The sequence below is a fragment of the Pseudomonas sp. On1 genome (assembly GCF_033783325.1).
The window spans coordinates 273,691-288,579 of sequence record NZ_JAWPOA010000003.1 but is presented as its reverse complement, the minus strand read 5'-3'; the positions used below and the strand labels follow the sequence as shown (position 1 = coordinate 288,579).

The window sequence follows — 14,889 nt, the reverse complement described above, 5'->3', positions numbered from 1 at the left end:
GTTTTGGAAAAGTTATCAATCGATGACGAAAACAAAATTAACAAATCAGTCGGCTACAGTGAAGATGACCGTACGGTTCCAACAACTACAAAAGGCGACTGAGCATGGCCGGACTGGACAAGCGTGTAGCAACTTACGAAGAGGCCCTGGCGGGCCTGACCGACGACATGACCGTGCTGGCCGGCGGCTTTGGCCTGTGCGGCATCCCCGAGAACCTCATCGCCGAAATCAAGCGCCGCGGCGTCAAGGGCCTGACCGTGGTCTCCAACAACTGCGGCGTCGACGGCTTTGGCCTGGGCGTGCTGCTCGAGGACCGGCAGATCCGCAAGATGATCGCCTCCTACGTCGGCGAGAACGCCGAGTTCGAGCGCCAGCTGCTCAGCGGCGAACTGGAAGTGGAGCTCACCCCGCAAGGCACCCTGGCCGAGAAGATGCGCGCCGGCGGCGCCGGCATCCCGGCCTTCTTCACCGCCACCGGCTACGGCACCCCGGTCGCCGAAGGCAAGGAGGTACGCGAGTTCAACGGTCGCAAGTACATCCTCGAAGAGTCCATCACCGGCGACTTCGCCATCGTCAAAGGCTGGAAGGCCGACCACTACGGCAACGTGGTGTACCGCAACACCGCGCAGAACTTCAACCCGCTGGCCGCCACCGCCGGCAAGATCACCGTGGTCGAGGTCGAAGAGATCGTCGAGCCTGGCGTGCTGCTGCCCAGCGAGATCCACACCCCGGGCATCTATGTCGACCGGGTCATCGTCGGCACCTTCGAGAAGCGCATTGAAAAGCGCACCGTCAAGGCCTGAGCGCCGCCCTCAAGAACAACAAAGAGATCCTGACCATGGCATTGACCCGCGAACAAATGGCGCAACGCGTCGCCCGTGAACTCAAGGACGGCTACTACGTCAACCTCGGCATCGGCATCCCCACCCTGGTGGCCAACTACGTGCCCGACGGCATGGAAGTGATGCTGCAGTCGGAGAACGGCCTGCTGGGCATGGGCGAGTTCCCCACCGAAGCCACCATCGACGCCGACATGATCAACGCCGGCAAGCAGACCGTCACCGCCCGCCGTGGCGCGTCGATCTTCGATTCGGCGCAATCCTTCGCCATGATCCGTGGCGGCCATGTCGACCTCACCGTGCTCGGAGCCTTCGAGGTGGACGTGCAGGGCAACATCGCCTCGTGGATGATCCCCGGCAAGCTGGTCAAGGGCATGGGCGGCGCCATGGACCTGGTGGCCGGCGCCGACAACATCATCGTCACCATGACCCATGCCTCCAAGGACGGCGAGTCCAAGCTGCTGCCCATGTGCAGCCTGCCGCTGACCGGTGCCGGCTGCATCCGCAAGGTGCTGACCGACCTGGCCTACCTGGAGATCGAAAACGGCGCCTTCATCCTGCGCGAGACCGCGCCGGGCGTGAGTGTCGAGGAAATCGTCGCGAAGACTGCCGGCAAGCTGATCGTGCCGGACGATGTGCAGGAAATGACCTTCTAAGCAGCACCGTTGCAAGCGCCCCATCGCGGGGCAGGCCCGCTCCCAAGAAGGACCACGCATCCTTCATGGGAGCGGGCCTGCCCCGCGATGGGGCGACGCCGTTTCAGTCCTATAAAAATCAGAAAAAGGAAAACATCGTGGCCGCTGATATCCAAGACAGCCGCTCCGCCCGCTTTGCCCTGCGCTGCTCCAACTGGGCCGAACGCTGGTTCCCCGATTCCTGGGTGTTCGCCGCCCTGGCCGTGATGCTGGTGGCCCTCGGCGCCCTGGCCATGGGCGGCAAGCCCACCGACACCGCCAAGGCCTTCGGTGACGGCTTCTGGAGCCTGATCCCGTTCACCATGCAGATGGCCTTCGTGGTCATCGGTGGCTATGTGGTGGCCAGCTCGCCACCCGCCGCCCGGCTGATCGACCGCCTGGCGCGGCTGCCGAAGAACGGCCGCTCGGCGGTGTGCTGGGTGGCGCTGATCTCGATGCTCGCCTCCTTGCTCAACTGGGGCCTGTCGCTGGTGTTCGGCGGCCTGCTGGTGCGCGCCCTGGCGCGCCGCACCGACCTGAAGATGGATTACCGCGCCGCCGGCGCCGCCGCCTACCTGGGCCTGGGCGCGGTGTGGGCGCTGGGCCTGTCGTCGTCGGCCGCGCAGTTGCAGGCCAACCCGGCCAGCCTGCCGCCGTCGATCCTGTCGATCACCGGGGTGATCCCGTTCACCGAGACCATCTTCCTCTGGCAGTCCGGGGTGATGCTCGCCGCCCTGGTGATCGTCTCGCTGATCGTCGCCTATGCCACCGCGCCCGGCCCGAACAGCGCCCGCAGCGCGCAGGATTGTGGAGTGGACCCGAGCTTCAGCGCACCACCTTCGCCCCAGCGCACGCGTCCGGGTGAGTGGCTGGAATACAGCCCGATCCTGATCCTGCTGCTGGTGGCCCTGGCCGCTGGCTGGCTGTACCAGGAGTTCGCCACCAAGCCGGCGATCACCGCGATTTCCGGGCTGAACACCTACAACCTGTTGTTCATCATGCTCGGTGCCTTGCTGCACTGGCGCCCGCGCAGCTTCCTCGATGCCGTGGCTCGCGCCGTGCCGACCACCACCGGGGTGCTGATCCAGTTCCCGCTGTACGGCTCGATCGCCGCCATTCTCACCCAGGTCAAGGGCGCGGACGCCCAGACCCTGGCCCACCATATCTCGCTGTTCTTCACCCAGATCGCCACCCATGACACGTACGCCTTGCTGATGGGCGTGTACTCGGCGGTGCTCGGCTTCTTTATTCCGTCCGGGGGTGGCAAGTGGATCATCGAAGCGCCGTACGTGATGCTGGTGGCCAACGACCTGCAATACCACCTGGGCTGGGCGGTGCAGATCTACAACGCCGCCGAGGCGCTGCCGAACCTGATCAACCCGTTCTACATGCTGCCGCTGCTGGGGGTGTTGGGGCTCAAGGCGCGTGACCTGATCGGCTTCTCGTTCGTGCAGTTGCTGGTGCATGTGCCACTGGTGCTGGTGTTGCTGTGGGCCCTGGGCACCACGTTGCAATATGTCCCGCCAGTAATGCCCTGATCAGGCAGGCCCATCAGACGCTTGCCTGGGAGGTTGTCTGATGGGCGTACGGTGGTCGGCTGCAAGCGCTATGGATCGGCGCTTGTGCAGCTTCCTACCGAAGTCTCCGAAAAAGCTGACTGATGGCAAATTGACGTCAATATGATGGCCACTTACTATGCGCGCCACTTTGCGTTGATCACCAGGGACAGGTATGCCGGTACGTCTTCACTCAGCGCGCAATTATGCGCGCTTCGCATTTGTTGCAACATTGTGCAGCCCGTTGGCCTGGGCCGTTTCACCGGGTGACCAGGACCTGATCCGCGAACGCCAGAACCGCCTGCTCGAAGAGCAGCAACGGCGCCTTGAGGACCTGCGCAACCTGCCCGGCGAAAGCGCGCAACCTACCCAGCAGCAACGGCCCGAAGATGCCCGCTGTTTCGATATCCACACCATCGAGCTCAAGGGCGCCGACAGCCTGTCCGCCGCCGACCGCGACAGCCTGCTCAAGCCTTTCATCGACCAGTGCCTGGGCGTCACCCAGCTCAATGCTTTGCTCAAGGCCATCACCGACCATTACCTGGGCCGTGGCCTGGTCACCAGCCGCGCCTACCTGCCGCAGCAGGACCTGTCCTCGGGCCACCTGCAGGTGCTGGTGGTGGAAGGGCGCCTGGAAGGGCTACGCCCGGACCCGGCCAGCGGCCTGAGCGAGCGCGAGCTGGCCATGGTTTTCCCCGGCGAAGTCGAACAGCGCCTGAACCTGCGCGAAGTCGAGCAGATGGTCGACCAGCTCAACCGCCTGCCGTCGAACAAGGCGCAGATGGAGCTGACCCCCGGCAAGGCCGTCGGCGGCAGCGAGGTGCTGGTGCGCAACACCCAGCAGAAGCCCTGGCGCGCATCGCTGTCGCGCAACAATGAAGGCCAGCGCAGCACCGGCGAGCAGATGCTCAACCTCGGCCTGGAGTGGGACAGCCCGCTGGGCCTGGCCGACCAGCTGATGCTGCGCGGTGGCCACGACGTGGTCAGCGACCACACCCAGGGTTCGAAGAACGGCGTGCTGTATTACAACCTGCCGTGGGGCTGGTGGAACTTCACCTACAGCTACAGCGAGAGCGAATACCGCTCCCTGGCCCAGGCCAACGGCTTTGCCTTCAAGCAGACCGGCGACAGCCAGAACCACCAGCTGCGCGCCGAGCGCGTGGTGCACCGCGATGCCACCAGCAAGACCTCGCTGAATGCAGGCGTGGCTCACCTGCGCACCAACAACTACATCGAGGACAGCCGCCTGGAGGGCAGCAGCAACCGCCTGAGCGAGGCGCAGTTCGGCATCAACCACGGCCGCCGCCTGGGCAATGCTTTCGTCAACATCGACCTGGGCACTCAGGAAGGCATCGGCGCCTTCGACGCCCAGGACAATGCCCACCCGCGCCCCGGCCAACCAGTGGCGCGCTACCGCAAGTACAGCGCCACCGTCAGCTATGTGCAGGGCTTTGAAGTGCTCGGCGAGCGCCTGAGCTTCAGCAGCCTGGCCACCGGCCAGCGCAGCGAGGACGTGCTGTTCAGCCCGCAGCGCATCAGCCTTGGCGGGCTGTCGTCGGTACGCGGCCTGAAGGACCAGTCGCTGTCCGGCGACAGCGGCGGCTACTGGCGCAACGACCTGCGCTGGACCCGCCCGGTGAGCTGGCCGCTGCTGCAGCCGCTGGTGGCCGAGTACGGCCTGGGCCTGGGCTACGACCTGGGCGTGATCCGCAATGACCGCTACAACGGCCAGTACCACGGCCGTGCCAGCAGCCACTCGTTGGAGTTGTTCGCCCGCGGCCAGCATATGGCTGCCAGCGTGACCTTCGCCCACAGCTTGGAACGCCCCGACGTGCTGACCGAAAAGGAACGCCCGGTCTACTTCCGCCTCGACTTTTTCATCTGATCACCTGATTCACGAGATTTGACATGGATGTTCGCCTGTTTGCCTTCCTGGCCCGCCAACGCTCGGCCGTAATTCAGCCCCGTGAGCAGTTCTGCGGGTTGCCCAAGCGCGGCGTGTCGAGTCGGCGGCCAAGGCCATTGCCATCGGGGTCAATGCGCCTGTGGCCCAGGCAGTGGATAGCGACGTTCGACCGCCAAACCCAGGTGCGCAGGCGCTTGAACTGGGCGCGCAGGATGCCGGAGTCAGTGCCCTGCCACGGATATCGGGCATCACCGCCTGCCCGACAGCCAATATACGAGCAAGCCGCACAAGTACATGATTGAAACCAATCCGGTGCTGACCGACCTCAAGCAGTTCATGAGCTCCGACTACCTGCTCGGGAATCTGGGGGATGACCCGGACAAGAGTTGGAAGCGCCTGGGTGACGGCTTCTACGAGCAGCGCCTGATCCAGCAGGCGGTGGTGGCGCGTACCGGCCAGCAGTTCATCGATGGCAGACCTCCGGCGAGCAGTTGTACAAGCACCTGATGGACAATGCCATCGGCAGCAAGGATGCGCTTGGCCTGAGCGTTGGCGTCGGCCTGAGCTCTGCCCAAGTGCCGGCGTTGACGCACGACATCGTCTGGCTCGAAGCACGCGAGATCAATGGTGAGCAGGTACTTGCGCCGGTCTTCTACCTGGCCCATGCCAACGGCCGCCTGGCACCTGACGGCGCGTTGACCCGTGGGCGAAAATCTACGAAGGGATGCTGGCTGAGCAAAATCGCGAGAACCCGTCCAGCGGAGGGTATGCGGAAGGCGGGCATGTGACTGTGACTCCGCATACTGGCGGCAAGCAGCTTGATGGGCAAACGGCTAGTGGAAATTACGAGACTCCAGGGCATCAGTTGAACCCAGGGAACGTTTATGGCGAAAGTAGTGATAGCGATAGAGTCATCGGGATTGATATTCCGTTTCGTCCGGTCAACCCTGGCTTTGCGCCTAAGCACTTGGTTGTGGCTTCACGGTAAGGGCAGGGGAGGCTTCTCGATTAACCCGTTCGATACCAAAACGGTATATGAAAATCCAGCCGCGCGAGATGGGAAACATCCAGTCACTGATGGCTACAATGGTGCTGATCAGCGTGACATCATCACGCATACGGGGGGCAGAAGTTGGATGGCGTCGTCGTCAATGGAAGTTATGTAGCGCCGATTGACCAGCTCAATCAAAACGCGACCTGTCAGGTACGGTGACGCCCTTGATAACAGTGGCAAGAACAGAGCACCAACCGAGAAAGAGCTGAGTTGGTTCTTGGGATACATGCAAAATAAATCGGTTGAGTTTGTGGTGGTGAACGATGAGGTAAAAAATGATTGACTGCATTACTAAGGAGCGAGTTCAGGTTCTTATTGATCCTCGTTATGGGCCTTATATAAGGATTTTTTCCTTTCAGGACAGTGGGGCGCTCAGGGATCTGTTTGATGATGAGCTCAATGTGCTCTATTGGCTGGGGCCGTGCCCAGATCTTAGTGTTCATGGTGGGGTCGAGTACTATTTTGGTACCGTTGCTGATCCGATCAAACTTCAAGAGCTGCTCGACAGTATCGAGTTGTAGGTGGTTCTCGAGGTGTTTGGATAACGAAGGTGGTTATGATTGACACAATGACCGGTGAGAAAATTCAAGTTTGTTTGGATCCGGAGCAGGGGCCTTTCGTACGTGTTGCAGGTCTTGAAGATTGCAAGAGGTTGGAGTATTTGTTGGATGCTGAGTATTTTGTCCCTTATCTGAAGATGAAATCGCCGGATTTTTCGGCGACTGGGGGAGTCTACTGCTTCGGTACTGTCGCTGACCCGCTAAAGCTCCAGGTGCTTCTGGATGGTATGTGACTGCTCCATATATATGGCTGGGTTGGGTGCGGAAAGGACATGGTTTTATTTGTTTTGCTCTACTTTCTGCTGTTGCATGGCCAAGACGACGGCTATGGGCTGCTCCGTTAGTTAAAGCAGTATCCTTGCTCGGCTTCAAGAGCATCCACTAGGTTGATGGAGCTGTAGCAGTTGAAAAAGCGGAGCAGTATTATTTTGCTATATTGGTGATTTACTAAAGCTTCAGACGCTTCTGGACGGCATGGCGTGTGCCGATAGATAAGAATTCGGAAAATCAGAATGCCAAAATTCTTGTGTAGGTGTGGGTGCGTCATGAACTTGTCGCATGACTGGTCAGATCATGAGATGACACTAATACCTGAGTCAGTTATCGAACAGGTTGCAGAGCGCCTGGATGTAGAGTCAATGTCTTCGGAGCAGTTTTACGAGGCGATTGAAATAACTGCTATGACAGTTTATCGTTGCCCCAATGCCGGGGATTGCATTTGGAGGAAGGTGCAAATAGCTTCACGACTTATGCTGTGGAGCAGATAATTGATTAGGGTCTGTACGAATGTGTCTGCGTGAAGGCCAGACAAAGAGAAAAGGGGGAGGAAGCGCAGTGTGCTGGAGTATGAGCATTCCGAGCCTCGTTTCAACGCATTATGGGCGAGTTCAGATAGATTTCGTACAGCGCCTAAGTTGTATGTGTAGGACTCAGGTAAGCGGGTTGGGCGGAAAGTGGAAGATCTATCTAACCTGCTCTGATTTCGGATTTTTACAGGGACGATGAAGATGTGCTTTGAAACGGGGGACTTGCAGGGTGTTTGACCAAGACAAATTGCCTGGCGCCAACCTCGATGGCCTTTCATTGCACCGGGCGGAGTTCGACCGCCTGGATGCCAGGGCGACGACGTTCATTGGTAGCGATCTCAGAAACGCATCGTTCATCGAGGCGGATCTGAGCGCAGCCGACATGCGAGGGGCAACGTTGGCCAATGCCCTGTTCAATGGCGCCCGGCTGCGCAATGCAGATCTTTCTCGGGCGCTGGCTGCCTTTGCCGACTTCAGTGGGGCTGACCTGCGCGGTGCAAAGCTGACAGAGGCTGATATCGGAGGGGCTGTATTCAATGGGAGCAATCTGTGCGGTGCTGATCTACGCGTGTGCAGGATAGAGAAGGCTGCATTCCTGTTGGCCATGTTCGACGACAGTACCCGATGGCCGGCAGGATTCGATCCCGTCGCCCAGGGCGCAGTCCGGCGAAGGGATGAGGGGAAATGAGGCAGATGTGAAGGGCGCCATCATGCACATAGGTGTGAACAGGTGATCAAATGACGCAGCGCATTGACTGGGTAAACCGCGAAAAACCATAGAGCAACGTGAACAACTCGCTGGAAGAGCAGGAATGACAGCTGCGATTGGTGCAATGCGTCGGTAGAATTTTCCTGGTTTCGACAGTCTGTATTGGCTTCGGTGAATCGGAATTTCCTTATTCCTTGTAGTCCATTTCCGAAGCATGCTTTTACCGCCTTTCAGCCCTTGCCCCAGGCCACCTCGGCTTCTAGTCTCGACCAGCCGCTGCCAATTCAGCGGTCGGTTTTGACAGACCGTCGATTGTTGTCCTCGTGTGCATTCGCTCAATGGCGGCTGTACGTGTGGGCACCTAGTGTGCGCCGAGTGCCAACAATCTCGGTCTGTCAACCCGCGTACAGCTGCCACCCGACTGTTTGACAGCAGCTCAGCTGACAGCTCAACCCTCAACCATTGTTGGAGTACGAGCATGCTGAAGATTGTCCCCGATCCACCTTCCCCCCAAGACCACGCCCACTTCCTCGAAGACACCTTGGTACGCGCCATCGAGTACGCCTTCTGCGCCCTCACGGTGGCCAACCAGGCCGTGCAGCTCAAGCCCCGGTCGCCCGGCGCGATCCTGATGCTGGCCGCCGCCCACGAGATGGAGGCGGTGCGCACGTTGCTCGAATCCGCCCTGACCCAGGTACAGCACTCGGCCCAAGCGCCGGGCGAGCCCCGCACGCTGCACTAGCCGACGACGTTTTCAGGGAGATCGATCATGACCACAGACGATGGCAAGACCCAGTTCACGCCGGGCAAGACCCGTTTCTACCAGGGCGAGGGCAAGGATGCCCAGCCGCTGTTCTGCATCGAGCCTGGCATCCCTTGCCAGCATGCCCGCGAACAGGCGTCGGAGCTGATGGACTACGTGCGGCACCTGACCTTGGTCGGGGTGATGGATGAAGACCCGCGAATGGTCTGGGCTGCGCACTATCTCAGTGCTCTGGCCAAGGCACTGATGGATGATGCGGAACTGGGGATGGCGCATTAGCCCACGGATCTCCGCGTCCGCCTGCAGGTGCGGCACAAGGCCGTTCCTGCCGGCTTATTCTTCTGCCTGGTGTGACAGATACACCGGCGGCACCTGGTCTACCAGCCAGACACCGTTATCCGCTTGATAGAACACTGCTCCCGCTGCGCACATGGCCTGGGTATCGACCGTGAGCAGCACCGGCTGGCCATAGCGCTTGCCCACCGTCAACGCAGTCTGCGGATCCTCGCTCAGGTGCACATGGTGTCGGCTGCCCGGTATCAGGCCCTGTGCTTCGATGGAGGCCAGGAAACGGCTGGCGGTGCCGTGATAGAGCAGGGCGGGTGGCGCCTTGGCGACGTGTCGCACTTCGACCTGGTTGCTGCTGTGGCCTTGGGCGGCGCGGATGCGGCGGCCATCGTCGGAGAGGGTGAAACGGCGTTTGTCATTGGTCTCGACCACTTCACGCAGGGCGTGCAGGTCGAAGACATGACCTTGCCGGCCGGCGCCGTGGATCAGCGCGTCGACATCGGCCCAGCCGTCGCGGTCGAGGGACAATTCGATGGATTCGGGGGCGTGGCGCAGTACGTAGCTGAGGAACTTGCTGAGGGTGTCGCGTTGTTTCTGGTTCACTGGAAAGGTCCTTTTCCATGGCTTCTGGTCGTTTGGGTCGGGGGGCATTCTCCGGGTTTGGGGTGGGCTTCTCAAGTGTGTGCAATGACCTGTGGAAGCGAACTCCCACAGGTGCGTTTGTTACATCAACCCTGACGCAAAGCGTCGAGCAGCGTCTTCAGTTTGTCGCGGCCTTCGGCATCCAGCCCGAACACCGGCCGCCGTGGCTCGCCGACCGGTAGCCCGGTCATCTCAAGGCCAGCCTTGATGGTCGCCGGCAAGCCGCCCTTGAGGATGAAATCGAGCAGCGGCAGCTGGCGGTAGAACAGCGCCTTGGCCTGTTCCTGCTCACCGCTCTGCACCGCCTGGTACAGCCGCAGGTTCAGTTCGGGAATCAGGTTGGCCGCCGCCGTGCACCAGCCCGTGGCACCGGCAACGAAGGCTTCCAGTGCCAGCGGGTTGCAGCCGTTGTAGAACGGCACCTGGCCCTCACCGAGCAGTTGCAGCTTGTGCATGCGCTGGATGTCGCCGGTGCTCTCCTTGACCATGGTCACGTTGTCCACCTCGCGCACGATGCGCAGGATCAGTTCCACCGGCATGTCGGTGCCGCTGGTGGCCGGGTTGTTGTAGAGCATGATCGGGATGTCGATGGCCGCGCCGATGGCGCGGTAGTGCTGGAGGATCTCGGCTTCGCTGAGCTTCCAGTACGCGGCCGGCAGCACCATTACCGCGTCGGCGCCGTGCTGCTGGGCAAAGCGGGCGCGGCGCACGGCGCCGGCGGTGGTCAGGTCGGAGACGCTGACGATGCTCGGCACGCGCTTGGCGATGCGCTCCAGGCTGTACTGGGCGACCTGCTGCCATTCGCTGTCGCTCAGGTAGGCACCTTCGCCGGTGCTGCCCAGCGGGGCGATGGCGTGGGCGCCGCCTGCGATCAGGCGGTCGATGGACTGGCCCAGCGCGGGCAGGTCGAGCTGTTCGCCGTCGGCGCTGAACGGGGTGATGGTGTAGCCGATGATGCCGTGGAATTGATTAGTCATTGTGCAAGGCTCCGCAAGCAAGGCGTAAAAGGGATCAGTTCAGGCAATCGGCGTGGCTGCGCAGGGCCTGCCGGGCGTAGTAGTTGAAGGCGGCGCCGTGGCGCTTGGGCCGGTCGATCCAGTCGTGGGCGTCGCGGCCCAGTTCCGGGGCGATCGGCTTGATGGTGCCGGCGGCCATCGCCAGCAGTTGCAGGCGCGCGGCGCGCTCGATCAGTTGGGCATAGACGCAGGCCTGCTCGATGCTGGTGCCGGTGGACAGCTGGCCGTGGTGCGAGAGCAGGATGGCGCGCTTGTCGCCCAGGGCGGCGCTGATGATTTCGCCTTCCTCGTTACCCACCGGCACGCCTGGCCAGGCTTCGAGGAATGCGCAGTCTTCGTAGAGCGGGCAGAGGTCCATGTGCGAGACCTGCAGCGGCACTTCCAGCATCGACAGCGCGGCGACGTGGGTGGGGTGGGTGTGGATGATGCAGTTGACGTCGGGGCGGGCGCGGTACACCCAGCTGTGGAAGCGGTTGGCGGGGTTGGGCATGCCTTCGCCTTCCAGCACTTCGAGGTCTTCGTTGACCAACAGCAGGTTGCTGGCGGTGATCTCGTCGAAGCCCAGGCCCAGTTGTTGGGTGTAGAAGGTGCCCGGTTGCGGGCCACGGGCGCTGATCTGCCCGGCCAGGCCCGAGTCGTGGCCGTTATCGAAGAGAATTCGGCAGGTCAGGGCCAGCTTTTCGCGCACAGTCCACGTATTATCGGCAAGCGAGCCTTGCATCTGTGTCAGTGCCTTTTGCACCAGCTGGTCTTTGCTGAGGGTAAGGGTATTGGCCATGGGGATCTTTCCTCTGTGGCGTGATGACGGATGTCAGGGCTGGCTCGCCCCCGAGCTTTGGACGGTGAGGGGGCGAACCATCAGATGACACAAATAATCCTATATGACACAAAGTGTCATGCGCAAGTGCGTTTGTTCGGGAAACCCGCTTCACATGTCTATCCGACTGAAACTGCTGAGAAAGAAACTGGGCATCACCCTTGAGCAGCTGGCCGAGAAATCCGGCATGACCAAGAGCTACCTGTCCAAGGTCGAGCGTGGCCTCAACACGCCGTCGATCGCTGCGGCGCTGAAGCTGGCGCGGGCGTTGAACGTCAATGTCGAGGAACTGTTCGACGGCGAGCATGACGGCCAGGCGCGCTACAGCCTGGTGCGCCGCGGCGAGCGCCAGGCGCTGGTGGGCGGCGGCGAGGGGCCTGGGTATGCGGTGCTGACTTCGCAGGTTGGCCAGCGCAGCCTGTTGCCGTTTTTGATCCAGCCGCCGACCGAATTCAGTGACCCGACCTTCAAGGAACACGAGGGCGAGGAGTTCCTGTTCGTCCACGAAGGGCAGGTGGAGGTGGACTTCATGAGCGAGCGGGTGCTGCTGGAGGCCGGCGACGCCTTGCATTTCAATGCCCAGACCCCGCACCGCCTGCGTTCGGTCGGCGAGCGCCAGGCGCAGTTGCTGGTGGTGGTGCAGGGCGGCGAAGGGTGAGGGTGGGGCGATGATCGAGGTCTCGCGGTTCTGGCGTGATCCGGCATTGCCCTTCGTCGAGGCACGTCTGGTCGGGGATGGCCGCCAGGTGTGCTACACCGCGCATTCCCACGCGAGCTTTTCCATCGGCGTGATCACCGGCGGGCGCAGCACATACCTGACCGGTGATGCACGGCATGAGGTGGCCGTGGGGACCACGGTGCTCATGAACCCAGGGGTGGTGCACACCTGCAACCCCCTCCAGGGCGAGCCTTGGTCCTACCTGATGCTGTTCGTTGATTTGCCGTGGTTGCAGGCCCGAGGGTTCGAACTGCCGGCAGCGACATTGAGCACGTCGACTGCGCTGTACGGGCGGTTGCTCGACCTGTTCGCCGGGCTGCTCGACAGCGAGGCGCTGGACAAGGCCGAGCGGCTGGCGACGTTTTTCGCAGAACTGCCAGGTTATCTCGAGGGAGGCGCGGCGCGTCACCCACAGTCGCATCCACGCCTGGAGATGGCCGCCGCGTTCATTCGCACCCACCGTCTGGATCCGCTGACACTTGAGGACATCTGCGCTGCGGCAGGCTTGTCACGGGCCTACCTGACCCGTGCATTCGGCAAGCGCTTCGGGCTATCGCCGCACGCCTACCTGCTCGACCAGCGGGTGCAGCATGCCCGGGCGCAGTTGCGCGCAGGCAGGGCCATCGCCGAGGTGGCGCTGGAGGCGGGGTTCGCCGACCAGGCGCATCTGCAGCGGGCCTTCAAGCGACACCTGGCGACCACGCCGGGCCACTATCGCAACGGCTGAATAGCACGTGGGAGCGGGCTTGCCCCGCGATAGGACACGAACCGTCAACCTCATACCATCAGGTACACCGCGCTCGCCACCAGCAACCCCGCCAGCACCCGATTGAGCAGACGCATCCGCCAAGGCTCGGCCAGGTACTGGCGGATCACGCTGCCGGCCCAGGCCCAACTGGCCACGGAGACGAAGCAGATCGGCCCGTAGATCCAGGTGAACAGCCACAGCAGCTGCTGCTCGCCGCCGGTATAGGCGCCGATGCCGGCCACGGCCGCCAGCCAGGCCTTGGGGCTCAGCCACTGCATGGCCGCGCCGTGCCAGGCGCTTGGCGCCCGCTTGCCATCCTCGGCGCCCAGCGCGCCGTCGTCGCTGGCCAGCTTCCATGCCATGTACAGCAAAAACAGCACCCCGCCCCAATGCAACAGCTGCCCCAGCAACGGCCAGCGCAACAGCAGCTCATGCACGCCCAGCCCCACCAGCACCAGCAGCAGGCAGAAGCCCAGGGTGGCACCGGCCGCATGCCCGATGCTGGCCCGCAGGCCATGGCGCGCGCCGCTGCCGAGGGCGACGATGTTGACCGGGCCGGGGGAGATGGAGGCGGCCAGGGCGAAGGCCGCCATGGACAGTGTCAGGCTCATCGGGTGTTTCCTTGTGGCGAGGATAGTGCGGCTATCCTGCCCGAGGCCGCGGCGCGGGTATTGAACAAAAATGCCCAAGGGGCCTATCAGCTGGAGGGTGTGTTGGCGCTGTCCTGGGTCTGCTGGGCTTGCTGCTGGGTGGGCGGCTGGGCGTCACCCTTGGCGATCTGCTCGGCCTGCTGGCGTTGCAGCGCCCATTGGTCGCTGCGTTCCTTGAGGCGGTCGGCGCCGCCTTCGGCAAAGGCCGAGGTGGCCGAGATCGTTGCCAGCAGGGCGAGTGCACAGGTTAGGGTTTTCATCACTGGGGTCTCCATCGATTGACCTGACAAACGGCCGCCAGGCGGCCGGGTTGAGGCAAGGATGGCGTGCGCAGATTTTCCCAGGATTAACAACTTGATCAGTTGGCCAGCAGTTGCTCGTGCACCCATCCGTGGTCCGTGAGCACCATGGCGCGGGTTTCCTCCAGCGGCTTGGCAGCACTGGCGGCCGCCTGGCCGAGGCCTGCGATGCCGGCCTGGACCGCCGCGTCGCTGGCCCAGGTCGGCAGTTCGTTCACCTGGTAGCTGTAGCTCACCTGCGACTGCTTGCGCCCATCCTGTTCGGTAGGCTTGCCGACGCTGTTGATGGCGGTGACCTGGGCCTTGCCGAAGCATAGCCCGCCGGTGCTGGTGCCGTTCGCTTTGCGCCTTGCATCGGCCTTGTAGTAGCGGCGGCCCTCGTCGGTGAGGTCGTAGGCGTAGTAGATGTCGGTGCGTGCCGGCTGCCACAGCCGCTCAGGGACTTCGGTACGGGCAACTTCCCGTTCGCTGACCACGCCGACCTGGGCCAGGGCGTGCAGGGCCTGATTGGTGCCTTCGACATCGAAGTCACGGGTGCGGGTGGGGAAGGCACTGATCACGAAACAGTGCGGGTACTGGCTGTCGAGGTAGGCTTGGGCAGCCTGGCGCAGGTCGGCTTCGCGGGGCTGCTGGTTGTCCGAGCAGCCGACCAGGGTCGCCAGCAACGCCAGCGGTATGATCTTCCTGTCCATTGTAAGGCTTCCTTGTATTGCCAATTGCTGGGTGGAGCGCAGGCCAGGATTAGAACCCGCGGGCCAGAGCGGCCGCAATCGTGGCACGACGACATATCGCCCGTGCTGTGCGCTGTTTGGCAAAGCCTGCCTTTGGCACCGACTGGCGGCCA

Annotated in this window: 17 protein-coding genes and 1 pseudogene; 12 read left to right on the top strand and 6 right to left on the bottom strand. The window is 62.4% G+C overall.

Annotated elements, in window-relative coordinates:
- The first annotated feature begins 104 nt into the window (after positions 1 to 104).
- The 10 genes and pseudogenes from R5C80_RS04725 to R5C80_RS04675 all read left to right on the top strand — a co-directional run bounded on the left by R5C80_RS04725 (position 105) and on the right by R5C80_RS04675 (position 9,146).
- Positions 105 to 803 (top strand): CoA transferase subunit A, encoded by a 699-nt coding sequence (locus R5C80_RS04725; RefSeq protein ID WP_023632552.1) that lies wholly within the window; start codon positions 105 to 107, stop codon positions 801 to 803.
- Positions 804 to 838: 35 nt separating this feature from the next.
- Positions 839 to 1,495 carry a CoA transferase subunit B gene (locus tag R5C80_RS04720; RefSeq protein WP_313652254.1) on the top strand — a complete coding sequence of 219 codons (657 nt, stop codon included), beginning with the start codon at positions 839 to 841 and terminating at the stop codon, positions 1,493 to 1,495.
- A gap of 137 nt (positions 1,496 to 1,632) precedes the next feature.
- Positions 1,633 to 3,051, top strand: a complete 1,419-nt coding sequence (locus R5C80_RS04715; RefSeq protein ID WP_094012630.1) for a short-chain fatty acid transporter — start codon at positions 1,633 to 1,635, stop codon at positions 3,049 to 3,051.
- A 193-nt stretch (positions 3,052 to 3,244) separates the two neighbouring features.
- Complete coding sequence (locus tag R5C80_RS04710; RefSeq protein ID WP_319049868.1) at positions 3,245 to 4,954, top strand: ShlB/FhaC/HecB family hemolysin secretion/activation protein; 1,710 nt, start codon at positions 3,245 to 3,247, stop codon at positions 4,952 to 4,954.
- A gap of 333 nt (positions 4,955 to 5,287) precedes the next feature.
- A pseudogene (locus tag R5C80_RS04960) lies at positions 5,288 to 5,685 on the top strand (hypothetical protein); the annotation flags it as partial.
- Between the two features lie 619 nt (positions 5,686 to 6,304).
- On the top strand, positions 6,305 to 6,550 hold the full coding sequence (locus tag R5C80_RS04695) for a hypothetical protein (protein WP_110604598.1): 246 nt from the start codon (positions 6,305 to 6,307) through the stop codon (positions 6,548 to 6,550).
- A gap of 29 nt (positions 6,551 to 6,579) precedes the next feature.
- Positions 6,580 to 6,822 carry a hypothetical protein gene (locus R5C80_RS04690; RefSeq protein WP_319049865.1) on the top strand — a complete coding sequence of 81 codons (243 nt, stop codon included), beginning with the start codon at positions 6,580 to 6,582 and terminating at the stop codon, positions 6,820 to 6,822.
- An 802-nt stretch (positions 6,823 to 7,624) separates the two neighbouring features.
- The gene (locus R5C80_RS04685; protein WP_244916715.1) at positions 7,625 to 8,083 is read left to right on the top strand and encodes a pentapeptide repeat-containing protein; all 459 of its coding nucleotides are present in this window, start codon (positions 7,625 to 7,627) and stop codon (positions 8,081 to 8,083) included.
- A 499-nt stretch (positions 8,084 to 8,582) separates the two neighbouring features.
- The gene (locus R5C80_RS04680) at positions 8,583 to 8,846 is read left to right on the top strand and encodes a hypothetical protein (protein ID WP_110604601.1); all 264 of its coding nucleotides are present in this window, start codon (positions 8,583 to 8,585) and stop codon (positions 8,844 to 8,846) included.
- A gap of 27 nt (positions 8,847 to 8,873) precedes the next feature.
- Entirely contained in the window at positions 8,874 to 9,146 is a 273-nt protein-coding gene (locus R5C80_RS04675) for a DUF3077 domain-containing protein (RefSeq protein ID WP_110604602.1), read from the top strand.
- Between the two features lie 54 nt (positions 9,147 to 9,200).
- Here the strand turns inward: R5C80_RS04675 and R5C80_RS04670 are convergent, their stop codons facing one another.
- The 3 genes from R5C80_RS04670 to R5C80_RS04660 all read right to left on the bottom strand — a co-directional run bounded on the left by R5C80_RS04670 (position 9,201) and on the right by R5C80_RS04660 (position 11,591).
- A complete protein-coding gene (locus R5C80_RS04670; RefSeq protein WP_220036674.1) occupies positions 9,201 to 9,758 on the bottom strand; it encodes an RNA 2'-phosphotransferase in 558 nt (185 codons plus the stop codon).
- A gap of 125 nt (positions 9,759 to 9,883) precedes the next feature.
- Positions 9,884 to 10,774, bottom strand: coding sequence for a dihydrodipicolinate synthase family protein (locus R5C80_RS04665; protein WP_110604604.1), 891 nt, complete (start codon positions 10,772 to 10,774; stop codon positions 9,884 to 9,886).
- Positions 10,775 to 10,808: 34 nt separating this feature from the next.
- The gene (locus R5C80_RS04660; RefSeq protein WP_038706212.1) at positions 10,809 to 11,591 is read right to left on the bottom strand and encodes an aldolase; all 783 of its coding nucleotides are present in this window, start codon (positions 11,589 to 11,591) and stop codon (positions 10,809 to 10,811) included.
- Positions 11,592 to 11,745: 154 nt separating this feature from the next.
- Between R5C80_RS04660 and R5C80_RS04655 the strand changes: the two genes are divergently transcribed.
- Positions 11,746 to 12,288, top strand: coding sequence for a helix-turn-helix domain-containing protein (locus tag R5C80_RS04655; protein ID WP_038706211.1), 543 nt, complete (start codon positions 11,746 to 11,748; stop codon positions 12,286 to 12,288).
- Positions 12,289 to 12,298: 10 nt separating this feature from the next.
- Positions 12,299 to 13,075: an AraC family transcriptional regulator gene (locus R5C80_RS04650; RefSeq protein WP_110604605.1), complete on the top strand. Its 777-nt coding sequence runs from the start codon at positions 12,299 to 12,301 to the stop codon at positions 13,073 to 13,075.
- Between the two features lie 50 nt (positions 13,076 to 13,125).
- Here the strand turns inward: R5C80_RS04650 and R5C80_RS04645 are convergent, their stop codons facing one another.
- From R5C80_RS04645 to R5C80_RS04635, 3 genes are all read right to left on the bottom strand, one after another.
- Complete coding sequence (locus R5C80_RS04645) at positions 13,126 to 13,707, bottom strand: LysE family translocator (protein ID WP_094010006.1); 582 nt, start codon at positions 13,705 to 13,707, stop codon at positions 13,126 to 13,128.
- A gap of 86 nt (positions 13,708 to 13,793) precedes the next feature.
- Entirely contained in the window at positions 13,794 to 14,006 is a 213-nt protein-coding gene (locus tag R5C80_RS04640; RefSeq protein ID WP_110604606.1) for a hypothetical protein, read from the bottom strand.
- 98 nt (positions 14,007 to 14,104) lie between these two features.
- Complete coding sequence (locus tag R5C80_RS04635; protein ID WP_023632648.1) at positions 14,105 to 14,737, bottom strand: hypothetical protein; 633 nt, start codon at positions 14,735 to 14,737, stop codon at positions 14,105 to 14,107.
- Positions 14,738 to 14,889 lie beyond the last annotated feature (152 nt).